Annotated in this window: 1 protein-coding gene (only partly in view); it reads left to right on the plus strand. The window is 73.1% G+C overall.

Annotation, left to right across the window (positions count from 1 at the left end; genetic code table 11):
* On the plus strand, positions 1–14,310 hold the 5' portion of the coding sequence (locus OHS57_RS34330; protein ID WP_328584461.1) for a type I polyketide synthase. It continues 14,292 nt past the right edge of the window; only the first 14,310 of its 28,602 coding nucleotides appear in the window; its start codon is at positions 1–3; its stop codon lies off the right edge, out of view.

A 14,310-nucleotide genomic window follows, 5' to 3' on the forward strand; every position in this document is an offset into this window, starting at 1 on the left:
ATGGACAACGAACAGAAGCTCCGGGACTACCTCAAGCTTGCGACCGCCGATCTCCGACGGACGCGCCAGCGGGTGAGCGAACTGGAGACGTCGGCCCGGGAGCCGATCGCCATCGTCGGTATGACCTGCCGCTACCCCGGCGGTGTGTCGTCGCCGGAAGACCTGTGGCGGATGGTCGAGGCCGGCGAGAACGGCATCACCGAGTTCCCCGCCGACCGTGGCTGGGACGCCGAGGCGCTCGCCTCGTCCAGCACGACCTCCGGCGGCTTCCTGCACGACGCGCCCGACTTCGACGCCGACTTCTTCGGCATCTCGCCGCGCGAGGCCGTCGCGATGGACCCGCAGCAGCGCGTCGTGCTCGAATCCGCCTGGGAGGCCTTCGAGCGCGCGGGCATCGACCCCACCTCGGTCAAGGGCAGCCAGACCGGTGTGTTCATGGGCGCGATGGCCCAGGACTACCGGGTCGGGCCCGCCGACGGCGCCGAAGGGTTCCAGCTCACCGGCAACACGGGCAGTGTCCTGTCCGGCCGGATCTCCTACTCGTTCGGCACGGTCGGCCCCGCCGTCACGGTGGACACCGCCTGCTCGTCGTCCCTGGTGGCCATCCATCTCGCCGCACAGGCGCTGCGCGCGGGGGAGTGCACCCTCGCGCTGGCCGGCGGCGTCACCGTCATGTCGAGCCCCGGTACCTTCGTCGAGTTCAGCCGGCAGGGCGGCCTCTCGGCCGACGGCCGCTGCCGCTCCTTCGGCGACTCCGCCGACGGCACGGGCTGGGCCGAGGGCGTCGGCATCGTCGTACTGGAACGGCTCTCCGACGCCCGGCGCAACGGCCACGAGATCCTGGCCGTCGTGCGGGGCAGCGCCGTCAACCAGGACGGCGCGTCGAACGGCCTCACCGCGCCGAACGGCCCCTCCCAGCAGGAAGTCATCCAGCAGGCCCTCATCAACTCCCGGCTCTCGGCCGACGAGATCGACGTCGTCGAGGCGCACGGCACCGGCACCACGCTCGGCGACCCCGTCGAGGCACAGGCCCTGCTGGCGACGTACGGGCGCGACCGCGACGCGAGCCGTCCGCTGCTGCTCGGCTCGGTCAAGTCCAACATCAGCCACACCCAGGCGGCGGCCGGTGTCGCCGGTGTCATCAAGATGGTCATGGCGATGCGGCACGGCGTACTGCCGCGCACACTCCTGGCCGACGAGCCCTCCTCGCACGTGGACTGGACGCAGGGCGCCGTCAAGGTCCTCGACCGGAACACCGCCTGGCCCGAGACCGGCGCGCCCCGGCGCGCCGCCGTCTCCTCGTTCGGCATCAGCGGCACCAACGCGCACACCATCGTCGAACAGGCACCCGAACCCGAGGCCGCGGACACCGGAGCGGCTGACACCGACGCCACGGGCAGTACGCACACCGAACCCACCGTCGAGCCCGGTGTCGTACCCGTACCGCTGTCCGGGCGGACCCCCGAGGCGCTGCGCGCCCAGGCCGCCGCACTGCTCGCCGCGCTGGAGGCGGAGCCCGCTCCCGCGCCGCTGGTCGACACGGCCTTCTCGCTGGCCACCACCCGGGCCGGTTTCGAGCACCGCGCCGTGATCCTGGCCGCCGACCGCGCCGCCGCGCTCGCCGGACTGACCGCACTCACCGAGGACACGCCGGCGGCCGACCTGGTGCGGGGCGCGACCCAGGGCGACGGCAAACTGGCGTTCCTCTTCACCGGACAGGGCTCCCAGCGGCTGGGCATGGGCCGGGAACTGTACGGCCGCTTCCCGGTCTTCGCCGAAGCCCTCGACGCTGCGCTCGGCGAGCTGGACGACCGGCTGGACCGGCCGTTGCGCGACGTGCTGTGGGGCGAGGACGCCGAAGCGCTGGACCGTACGGAGTACGCGCAGCCCGCCCTGTTCGCCGTCGAGGTCGCCCTGGCCAGGCTCGTGGAGTCCTGGGGCATCAAGCCCGACTACCTGACCGGTCACTCGATCGGCGAGATCACCGCCGCCCATGTGGCAGGGGTGCTCTCCCTCGGCGACGCCGCCACCCTCGTCGCGGCCCGCGGCCGGCTGATGCAGGCCCTGCCCGCAGGCGGCGCGATGGTCGCCGTACAGGCCACCGAGGACGAGGTCGCGCCACTGCTGGCGGGACACGAGGACCAGGTCTCCCTCGCGGCCGTCAACGGCCCCGCCGCCCTCGTACTCTCCGGTGACGAGCAGACGGTCGGCGAGATCGCCGCACGGCTGGAGGCCGAAGGGCGCAAGACCAAGCGGCTCCGGGTCTCGCACGCCTTCCACTCGCCGCTCATGGAACCGATGCTGGCGGAGTTCCGCGCCGTGGTCGAAGGACTGAGTCTCCAGGCCCCGCTGACGCCGTTCGTCTCCAACGTCACCGGTGAGCCCGCGACCGTCGCACAGGTGACCTCCGCCGACTACTGGGTGGACCATGTCCGGCGCGCCGTACGGTACGCGGACGGAGTCGACTGGCTGCTCGGCCACGGCGTCACCACCTTCCTCGAACTCGGCCCCGACGGCGTCCTGTCCGCCATGACCGAGGACGGCATCGAGGCCGCCGCGGCCGACGGCGCCACCGCACTGCCCGTACTGCGGGCCGGCCGCCCGGAGACCCACACCGTCACCACGGCCCTCGCGGGTCTGCACGTGCGCGGTGTCGCCGTCCGCTGGGACGACTACTTCGAAGGCACCGGCGCCCGCCGGGCCGACCTGCCCACCTACGCCTTCCAGCGCCGCAGGTACTGGCCCAAGGGCAGCCAGGGACACACCGCCGACCTGCGGGCCGCCGGACTGGGCGCGGCCCACCACCCGCTGCTCTCCGCCGCCGTCTCCCTGGCCGACTCCGACGGGGTCCTGCTCACCGGCAGGCTCTCGCTCCAGTCCCACCCGTGGCTCGCCGACCACGCCGTACGCGGCACCACACTGCTCCCCGGCACCGCGTTCCTGGAGCTGGCCGTCCGGGCGGGCGACGAGGTCGGCTGCGACCGGGTCGAGGAGCTGACCCTGGGGGCGCCGCTGATCCTTCCCGAACAGGGCGCGGTCCAGGTCCAGTTGTGGATCGGCAACCCCGACGACTCCGGCCGCCGCACCGTGAACGTCTACTCCCGCCCCGAGGGAAGCGACGAGGGCGCCTGGACCCGGCACGCCACCGGTGTGCTCGCCGTCGGTGAGATCGGCGACGAGCGCTCCGTCCTCGACACCGACGTCTGGCCCCCGGCCGGCGCCGAACCGGTGGCGATCGAAGGGCTCTACCCCCAACTGGCCGACGAGGGCTTCGAGTACGGCCCGGTCTTCCGGGGCCTGCGGGCCGTCTGGCGCCGGGACGACGAGGTGTACGCCGAGGTCGTGCTGCCCGAGGGCGGCGAGGCCGAGGCCGACGCGTTCGGACTGCACCCGGCGCTGCTCGACGCGGCCCTGCACGCCGCCGCCTTCGCACAGCTCGGCACGGAGAGCCAGGGCGGGCTGCCCTTCTCCTGGGAGGGCGTGTCGCTGCACGCGACCGGCGCCTCCGCGCTGCGCGTACGGCTGACCCCCGCCGCCGAGGACGCGGTGTCGCTCGCCGTGGCCGACACGTCGGGCCGGCCGGTCGTCTCCGTCGAGGCACTGGTGCTGCGGCCCGTCGCGGCGCAGCAGTTCGGCGCCGTCGCCCTGGTGGGCAGGGACGCGCTGTTCGGTCTCGACTGGATCCCGGTACGGACCGGCACGACGGACCCCGGACGGGTGGCCCTGGTCGGCACCGACGTGTTCGGGCTCGCCGACGACCTGGCAGCGGCGGGCACCGCCGTGACCCACCCCGATCTGCCCTCCCTGGCGGCGGCGGACTCGCCGGTCCCGGACGTCGTACTGACCGCTGTCACCGGCGGCATGACCGACAACGCGGCGGACTCCGCCCACACGCTGGCGGCGGACGCGCTCGCGACGGCGCAGGCCTGGCTGGCCGACGAGCGGTTCGCCGGAGCGCGACTGGTGTTCGTGACGCGGGGCGCCGTCGGTGGCCGTGATGTGGCCGCCGCGTCGGTGTGGGGCCTGATCCGCTCCGCGCAGACGGAGCACCCCGGCCGGTTCGGTCTGGTCGACCTGGATCCCGAGACGCCGGCCGCACTGCCGCGCCGGGCGCTGGGCGTCGACGAGCCCCAACTGGTCGTACGCGGCGGCGAGGTGCGGGCCGGCCGGCTGGTGCGCCGGCGGACCGCCGGCGGCACGGGCGTCGGCCCGGAGTGGAGCGCCGGCGGCAGTGTGCTGATCACCGGCGGCACGGGTGGTCTGGGCGCCGTACTGGCACGGCACCTGGTGGTGGAACACGGCGTACGGCAGCTGCTGCTCGTCAGCCGCCGGGGCCAGGAGGCCGAGGGCGCGGCGGAGTTGGTGGCCGAACTCGGGGTGCATGGTGCCGAGGTCGCCGTCGAGGCGTGTGATGTGGCCGACCGTGAGGCGCTGGCCGCGCTGCTCTCCGCGCATTCCGTCTCCGCCGTGGTGCATACGGCCGGGGTGCTGGACGACGGTGTGGTCGGTTCGCTGACTCCTGAGCGGCTGGACACGGTGCTGCGTCCTAAGGCGGACGCGGCCTGGAACCTGCACGAGCTGACCCGTGATCTCGACCTGTCCGCGTTCGTGGTGTTCTCGTCCGTGGCCGGTCTGTTCGGCAGCGCGGGACAGGCCAACTACGCGGCGGGCAACGCCTTCCTGGACGCCCTGGTGGAGAGCCGGCGCGCCGAGTGCCTGCCCGGAGTGTCGCTGGCCTGGGGCCCGTGGGACAGCACCGGCGGCATGACCGGCGGTGTGACCGAGGACGACCTGCGGCGTATGGCCCGCTCCGGCATGCCCCCGCTGTCGGTCGAGCAGGGTGTCGCGCTGTTCGACGCGGCCTTGGCCACCGGCGAGGCGGCCGTGGCACCGGTGCGGCTGGACCTGGCCGTCCTGCGGTCGCAGGGTGAAGTCCCGCAGCTGCTGCGGTCGTTGATCCGTACCCGCTCCCGCAGGGCCGCCGTCGCCGGCTCCGCGACGGCGAACGATCTCGTCCAGCGGCTGAACCGGCTGGAGGAGACCGACCGGCACGACATGCTGCTGGACCTGGTCCGCGGCCAGGTCGCCCTCGTACTCGGCCATGCGAGCGGCGAGGACATCGACGCCGAACGCGCCTTCCGCGACCTGGGCTTCGACTCACTGACGGCCGTGGAGCTGCGGAACCGGCTCAACACGGCGACCGGGCTGCGGCTGCCCGCCACGCTCGTCTTCGACTACCCGACCGTGCGCAGTCTGGCCACCTACATCCTCGACGAACTGCTCGGCGCGGACGCCGCCGCGCCCGCCACCACCCGGACGGCGGCGGTGGGCGACGATCCGATCGTGATCGTGGGCATGAGCTGCCGCTACCCCGGCGGGGTGACCTCGCCGGAAGACCTGTGGCAGCTGGTGACCGAGGGCGGCGACGCGGTCTCCGGCTTCCCGGTCAACCGTGGCTGGGACGTCGAGTCGCTGTACCACCCGGACCCGGACCACGCGGGCACCGCGTACACCCGCTCGGGCGGATTCCTGTACGACGCGGGCGAGTTCGACCCGGAGTTCTTCGGGATGAGCCCCCGTGAGGCGCTGGCCACCGACTCGCAGCAGCGGCTGCTGCTGGAGGCGTCGTGGGAGGCCGTCGAGCGGGCGGGTGTCGACCCGCGGTCGCTGCGCGGCAGCGCGACCGGTGTGTTCGCCGGTGTGATGTACAGCGACTACAGCGCCGTACTGGCCGGCCCCGAGTTCGAGGGCTTCCGGGGCGGCGGCAGTTCGGCGAGCCTGGCGTCGGGCCGGGTCTCGTACACACTGGGACTCGAAGGGCCGGCCGTCACCGTCGACACCGCGTGCTCGTCGTCGCTGGTCGCCATGCACTGGGCCATCCAGGCCCTGCGCTCGGGTGAGTGCTCGCTCGCCCTGGCCGGCGGCGTCACCGTGATGTCGACACCGTCCGTGTTCGTGGAGTTCTCCCGGCAGGGCGGTCTGTCGCCCGACGGTCGCTGCAAGGCGTTCTCCGACTCCGCCGACGGGGTCGGCTGGTCCGAGGGCGTCGGCATGCTCGTCCTGGAGCGCCAGTCCGACGCGCTGCGCAACGGCCACCAGGTCCTCGCCGTCGTGCGCGGCAGCGCTGTGAACCAGGACGGCGCGTCCAACGGTTTGACGGCCCCCAACGGCCCGTCGCAGCAGCGGGTGATCCGCCAGGCGCTCGCCAGTGGCGGACTCGTCCCCGACGAGGTCGACGCCGTCGAGGCGCACGGTACGGGCACGACGCTGGGCGACCCGATCGAGGCGCAGGCGCTGCTCGCCACGTACGGCAGGGACCGGGACCCGGAGCGGCCGTTGCTGCTCGGGTCCGTGAAGTCCAACATCGGCCACACCCAGGCCGCCGCGGGCGTCGCCGGAATCATCAAGATGATCATGGCGATGCGGCACGGCAGCTTGCCCAGGACACTCCACGTCGACGCCCCCTCCTCCCACGTGGACTGGACCGAGGGCGCCGTCGAGCTGCTGACCGAGCAGACCGCCTGGCCGCAGGGCGACCGCCCGCGCCGCGCCGCCGTCTCCTCGTTCGGCATCAGCGGTACCAACGTCCACACCATCATCGAGCAGCCCGCGCCGGCGCCGGCGGCAGCACCCGCTGCCGGGACACCTGCCGGGACCGCGGCGCCCGCAGTCGTACCGTGGCTGATCTCGGGCCGCACCCGAGACGCCCTGCGCGGTCAGGCGGCGCGGCTGCTGTCGTACGTACGCGCACGGCCCGAACTCACCCTGCTGGACGGCGCGTTCTCGCTGGCCACCACCCGCTCGCAGTTCGACAGGCGCGCTGCGGTGGTGGCGGGGGACCGCGACTCGCTGCTGCGCGCGCTCACCGCGCTCGCCACCGGCAGGACCGACGCCGGGGTGGTCGAGGGCGAGGCCGCACGGCGCGGCAAGACAGCCCTGCTCTTCACCGGGCAGGGCAGCCAGCGGCCCGCCATGGGACGCGAACTGTACGAGTGCTTCCCGGCGTTCGCCGAAGCGCTCGACACCGTACTCGCCGAACTCGACCCGCTGCTCGACCGCCCGCTGCGCGACGTGCTGTTCGCCGCCGAGGGCACCGCTGAGGCCGCGCTGCTGGACGAGACGGGCTGGACCCAGCCCGCGCTGTTCGCCGTCGAGGTGGCGCTGTTCCGGCTCGTCCGGTCCTGGGGCGTCAAGCCCGACTTCGTCGCAGGGCATTCGATCGGTGAGATCGCGGCGGCCCACGTCGCCGGGGTGCTGTCCCTGCCGGACGCGTGCGCCCTGGTCGCCGCGCGCGGCAAGCTGATGCAGGCGCTGCCGGCCGGCGGTGCGATGGTCGCGGTGCGGGCCACCGAGGACGAGATCGTTCCCCTGCTCACCGACGGCGTGTCGGTCGCCGCCGTCAACGGCCCCACCTCTGTGGTGATCTCCGGCGACGAGGACGCGATTCTGGAGATCGCCGACTCGTTCGCCTCCCAGGGGCGCAAGACCAAGCGCCTGCGGGTGAGCCATGCCTTCCACTCGCCCCGGATGGCCGCGATGCTCGACGCGTTCCGCGAGGTCGCCGCAGGGCTGACCTTCACCGCGCCGGACATCCCGCTGATCTCCAACCTGACCGGACGGCAGGTCACGGACGAGCAGGTGTGCTCGCCCGACTACTGGGTCGCCCAGGTGCGCGAAGCCGTCCGCTTCGCCGACTGCGTACGGACCCTGCGCGACGCCGGCGTCACCACCTTCGTCGAGGTCGGCCCCGACGCACCGCTCACCGCGATGGCGCAGGACACGCTCGGCGACGAGTACGACGCCGAACTGGTCCCGCTGCTGCGCGCCGACCGCGCCGAGGAGACCGCCGTCACCACCGCGCTCGCCCGGCTCCAGGTGCACGGCGTCGGCGTGGACTGGCCCGCGTGGTTCGCCGGCAGCGGCGCCCGCCGCGTCGACCTGCCCACCTACGCCTTCCAGCACGAGTTCTACTGGCCGCAGACGCCCGCACTCGGCGCCCCGGCCACCACCGAGCTGGCCGACCCCGGCGACCAGCGCCTGTGGGCCGCGGTGGAGCGCGGCGACGCCGACGAACTGGCCACCATCCTCGGACTCGGCGACCAGGAGCACACCACCCTCGGCTCCCTGCTGCCCGCGCTGACCTCCTGGCGCCGCGGCAAGCAGGAGAAGACCCTGCTCGACTCCCAGCGCTACCGGGTCGAGTGGACCGCTCCGCGCAAGCCCGGTGCCCCGGTGCTGGACGGCACCTGGCTGGTCGTCAGCGCCGAGGAGTCCGAGGGCACCGACGACACCCTCTGCGACGACCTGGCGGGCGCGCTCAGCGCCCACGGCGCGCGGGTACGCCGGGTGGTGCTCGACGCCTCCTGCGCCGACCGTGCCGTACTGGCCGCGCGGCTCCAGGCCACCGAGGACTTCGACAGCACGGCGAACCTACTCTCCGTCCTCCCCGTGGACGAACGCCCCAGCGCCGCGTACCCGCCGCTCACCAACGGGCTCGCGCTGACCGTCGCGCTCGTACAGGCCCTGGGCGACACCGGGTCGGCCGGACGGCTGTGGACGGCCACCCGGGGCGCCGTCTCGACCGGGCCGGCCGACCCCGTCACCCGGCCCGTCCAGGCAGCCGCCTGGGGGCTCGGCCGGGTCGCAGCCCTGGAACACCCGCAGAGCTGGGGCGGTCTCATCGACCTGCCGGGCACACTCGACCAGCAGGCGGGACAGCGGCTGGCGGGCATCCTCGCCACCAAGGACACCCCCGACGGCGAGGACCAGGTGGCGCTGCGCGCATCCGGCGTCCTCGGCCGACGGCTCGCCCGGCACACCGTCGAAGAACTGCCGACGGCAGCTGAGTTCACCGCGCACGGCACCGTGCTCGTGACCGGTGGCACCGGCGGCCTCGGCGCCGAGGTGGGCCGCTGGCTGGCCCGTTCCGGCGCCGAGCACCTGATCCTCACCAGCCGGCGCGGCCCCGACGCCCCCGGCGCCGCCGAACTCCGCGCGGAGCTGGAGGAATTGGGCGCCGCCGTCTCCGTCGTCGCCTGCGACGTCGCCGACCGCGACGCGCTCGCCGCCGTACTGGACGGCGTCCCGTCCGACCTGCCGCTGACCGGCGTGGTGCACACCGCGGGAGTCGGCCACTTCGGGCCGCTGGACCAGCTCGGCCTTCCCGACTTCGCCGAACTCACCTCGGCCAAACTGGCCGGCGCCGCCCATCTCGACGCCCTCCTCGGCGACCGCGAACTCGACCTGTTCGTCCTCTTCGGCTCGATCGCCGGTGTCTGGGGCAGCGGGCACCAGAGCGCGTACGGCGCGGCCAACGCCTATCTGGACGCCCTCGCCGAGGACCGGCGCGCCCGCGGACTCACCGCCACCTCCGTGGCCTGGGGCCCCTGGGCCGAAGCGGGCATGGCCACCGACGAGACGGTGTCCGACAGCCTGCGGCGACAGGGTCTCGGCCTCCTCGACCCGGGTCCCGCGATGACCGAACTGCGCCGCGCCGTCGTCCAGCGGGACGTGACCGTCACACTCGCCGACGTCGACTGGGACCGCTACGCGCCGGTCTTCACCTCGGGGCGGCCCAGCGCACTGCTCGCGGGACTGCCCGAGGTCCGGGCGCTGACGAGCGCCGCCGGACGCGAAACGGGCCCCGACGCCTCCGAGTTCGTCACGCGCGTGCGCGCCCTGGCCGAACCGGAGCAGGACCGGCTGCTGGCCGGCCTCGTCCGCGACGAGGCTGCGGCCGTGCTGGGACACACCTCCGCCGACGCCGTACCGGAAAGCCGTGCCTTCCGCGACATCGGCTTCGACTCCCTGACCGCCGTCGAGCTGCGCAAGCGGCTGTCCACCGTCACCGGCCTGACGCTGCCGAGCACGATGGTCTTCGACTACCCGACCCCGCTGGAGCTGGCCCGGTATCTGCGCTCCGAGATCCTGGGCGCCGTGCTGGAGGTGGCCGGGCCCGTCGCCACCCTGGCGGCCGACGACGAGCCCATCGCCATCATCGGCATGAGCTGCCGCTTCCCCGGCGGAGCCGGCTCGCCCGAGCAGCTGTGGGACCTCGTCACCAACGGCGCCGACGCCGTGAGCGAATTCCCCGTCAACCGGGGCTGGGACACCCAGGGACTCTTCGACCCCGACCCGGACCGGCCGGGCAAGACCTACTCGACGCAGGGCGGATTCCTGCACGAGGCCGACGAGTTCGACCCGACGTTCTTCGGGATCTCGCCGCGCGAGGCGCTGGTGATGGACCCTCAGCAGCGGCTGCTGCTGGAGACCACCTGGGAGTCCTTCGAGCGCGCGGGCATCAACCCCGCCGCCGTGCGCGGCAGTCTCACCGGCACCTTCATCGGATCCAGCTACCAGGACTACGGCATGGGCGCGGGCGACGGCGCCGAGGGCCACATGGTCACCGGCAGCAGCCCGAGCGTGCTCTCCGGGCGGATCTCGTACGTGTTCGGGCTCGAAGGCCCCGCCGTCACCGTCGACACCGCCTGCTCCTCCTCGCTGGTCGCCCTGCACCTGGCCTGCCAGTCCCTGCGCAACGGCGAGTCGACACTCGCCGTCGCAGGCGGCGCCACGGTCATGACCACACCCGCCCCCTTCGTCGCGTTCAGCCGGCAGCGGGCCCTCGCCCAGGACGGCCGCTGCAAGGCCTTCTCCGACGACGCCGACGGCATGACGCTCGCCGAGGGCGTCGGCATCCTGCTGGTCGAACGGCTCTCCGACGCCCGGCGCAACGGCCACCCCGTCCTCGCGGTCGTCCGCGGCTCGGCGATCAACCAGGACGGCGCGTCCAACGGACTCACCGCGCCCAACGGCCCCTCGCAGCAACGGGTGATGCGGCAGGCCCTGGCCAACGCCCGGCTGAATCCCGGGGACATCGACGCCCTGGAGGCGCACGGTACGGGGACGCCGCTCGGCGACCCGATCGAGGCGCAGGCGCTGTTCGCCACGTACGGCAAGGACCGCGACCCGGAGCGCGCGCTGCTGCTCGGCTCGGTCAAGTCCAACATCGGGCACACCCAGTCCGCAGCGGGCGTCGCCGGTGTCATCAAGATGGTGATGGCGTTGCGGAACGGGGTGTTGCCCCGGACGTTGCACGCGGAGTTGCCTTCGTCGCATGTGGATTGGTCGTCGGGTGCGGTGCGTTTGTTGTCGGAGGCGGTGGAGTGGCCCGAGACGGGTCGGCCGCGCCGTGCGGCGGTGTCGTCGTTCGGCATCAGCGGCACCAACGCCCACACACTGCTGGAGCAGGCCCCGGCCGAGGACGTGACCGAGCCGCCCGAGCCCACGGACGAGCCCGTGCCGGTCGCCGGCGGTGTGGTGCCGTGGCTGCTGACGGGGCGTACCGCCTCCGCCGTACGCGAGCAGGCCGGACGGCTGCTGTCGTACGTGGAGAGCCCCGGAGCCGCCGCCAGCCCGCTCGACGTGGGCTACTCGCTCGTCGCATCCCGCTCCGTCTTCGAGCACCGGGCCGTGGTGGTCCCCGCCGAGGACGCGGACCCGCTGGACGCCCTGCGCGCCGTCGAGAACGACGGACCGTCGTCCGTGGTGGCCCGAGGTGTGGCCGATGTGGAGGGGAAGACGGTGTTCGTCTTCCCGGGGCAGGGGTCGCAGTGGGTGGGGATGGGGGCTCGCCTGCTGGACGAGTCGCCGGTGTTCGCGGAGCGGATTGCTGAATGTGCGGCCGCGTTGGCGGAGTTCACCGATTGGTCGTTGGTGGATGTGTTGCGTGGTGGGGTGGGTGCGCCGTCGTTGGAGCGGGTGGATGTGGTGCAGCCTGCCTCCTTCTCGGTGATGGTGTCGCTGGCCGCGCTGTGGCGCTCGCACGGAGTAGAGCCCGCGGCCGTCGTCGGCCACTCGCAGGGCGAGATCGCGGCTGCCGTCGTCTCCGGGGCGCTGTCCCTCCAGGACGGTGCGCGGGTGGTGGCACTGCGCAGCCAGGCGATCGGTCGGCGGCTGGCTGGGCGTGGCGGGATGATGTCCGTCGCGTTGCCGGTGGCGGAGGTGGAGGGTCGGCTGGAGTCGTGGTCGGGTCGGGTGTCGGTGGCTGCGGTGAACGGGCCGCGTTCGGTGGTGGTTTCGGGTGAGCCCGAGGCTTTGGACGGGCTGTCGGTCGAGTTGACGGGCGAAGAGGTCCGGGTGCGTCGGGTGGCGGTGGATTACGCGTCGCATTCGGCGCAGGTGGAGGATCTGCGTGACGAACTCCTGGACGTGCTGGGTCCGGTGCGGCCGCGTGTTTCGGAGGTGCCGTTCTTCTCCACGGTGACCGGCGAGTGGCTGGATACGGAGGAGATGGACGCCGGGTACTGGTTCCGCAACTTGCGGCAGCGGGTCAGGTTCGCCGACTCCGTGCGTGACCTGCTGGACGGGGGACATCGTGCCTTTGTCGAGGTGAGTTCGCATCCGGTGCTGACGATGTCGGTGCAGGACATGATTGATGATTCCGGTGAGCCTGCTGTGGCGACGGGGACGTTGCGTCGTGACACGGGTGGTGTGTCGAGGTTCCTGTTGTCGGCTGCCGAGGTGTTCGTGCGGGGTGTCGATGTCGACTGGGCGGGTGTGTTCGCCGGTACCGGCGCCCGGCGCGTGGACCTGCCGACCTACGCCTTCCAGCACGAACACCTGTGGGCCGTACCGCCGGTGCCGGAGAACGTCGGCGCCACCGACCCGGCCGACGCGGAGTTCTGGGCGGCGGTGGAGCAGGAGGATCTGTCCGCGCTGTCCTCGACGCTGCGTACGGACGAGGATTCGGTGGCCGCCGTGCTGCCGGCGCTGTCGTCCTGGCGCAGGTCGCGTCACGACCGCTCGACCGTCGACTCCTGGCGCTACCGGGCCTCGTGGTCCCCGGTGAGTACCGTCCCGTCGAAATCCCTCTCGGGCGTTTGGCTTCTGGTGTCCGCCGAGGGCATCGACGACGAAGGTGTCGTCGGCGCGTTGGCCGGATCGGGCGCAGACGTACGGCGGTTGGTGCTGGACGAGTCCTGTGTCGACCGTGCGGTGCTGGCGGAGCGGCTGGCTGAGACCGGCGCGGAGACCGGGGCGGAGACCGACGAGATCGCCGGGATCGTGTCCGTACTCGCCGCCGCCGAGCAGCCGGAGGAGCGTTACCCGGGTCTGTCGCTCGGTCTGGCCCTCACCGTCTCGCTGGTCCAGGCCCTGGGCGACACGGAGACCGGGGCGCCGTTGTGGTTCCTGACCGAAGGCGCCGTCTCCACGGGCCGTTCGGACGAGGTGACGTCTCCCGTACAGGCGCAGGTGGCCGGTGTGGGGTGGACGACGGCGCTGGAGCATCCGCAGCGCTGGGGCGGTGTGATCGATCTGCCGCCGGTCCTCGACCAGCGGGCCGCCTCGCGGCTCGTCTCCGCCCTCGCGGGCGCACTGGGCGAGGAGGACCAACTCGCCATCCGCGCCTCCGGTGTCTTCACGCGCCGTATCGTCCGCGCCGCGGCCGGCCGGCAGGGACCCTCGCGTGACTGGAAGCCGCGCGGCACCACCCTGATCACCGGCGGCTCGGGCACCCTCGCCCCGCATCTCGCCCGCTGGCTGGCCGGACAGGGCGCCGAGCATCTGGTGCTGACCAGCCGTCGCGGCGCCGAGGCGCCGGGCTCCGCCGAACTCGTCGCCGAACTGGCCGAGTTGGGTACGGAAGCGGCCGTCGTCGGCTGCGACGTGACCGACCGGGACGCGGTCGCCGCGCTGTTGGCGGAGCTGAAGGCCGACGGACGCACCGTACGTACCGTCGTGCACACCGCCGCGCTCATCGAGCTGCACTCGCTCGCCGAGACCAGCATGGAGTCCTTCTCCGACGTCATGCACGCGAAGGTCGTCGGCGCGCAGGTCCTGGACGAACTGCTCGACGACGACCTGGACGACTTCGTCCTCTACTCGTCCACGGCCGGCATGTGGGCCAGCGGCGCGCACGCCGCGTACGTGGCGGGCAACGCCTACCTGGCCGCTCTCGCCGCCCACCGCCGCGCCCGCGGGCTGCGTGCGATGTCGCTCTCCTGGGGCATCTGGTCCGACGACCTCAAGATCGGCCGGGTCGACCCGGGACAGATCCGCCGCAGCGGCCTGGAGTTCATGGACCCGCAGCTGGCGCTGAGCGGTCTGAAGCGGGCCCTGGACGACGACGAGACCGTGATCGCGGTCGCCGACGTCGACTGGGACACGTACTACCCGGTCTTCACTTCGAGCCGCCCCACGACCCTGTTCTCCGACGTGCCCGAGGTGCGCAAGCTCACCGAGGCCGCCGACGAGGCCACCGGTACCGTCGTGGAGGGCGAGTTCGTGGCGCGGCTGCGCGCGCTGTCC

This window comes from Streptomyces sp. NBC_00370 (assembly GCF_036084755.1).
GTDB lineage: Bacteria > Actinomycetota > Actinomycetes > Streptomycetales > Streptomycetaceae > Streptomyces.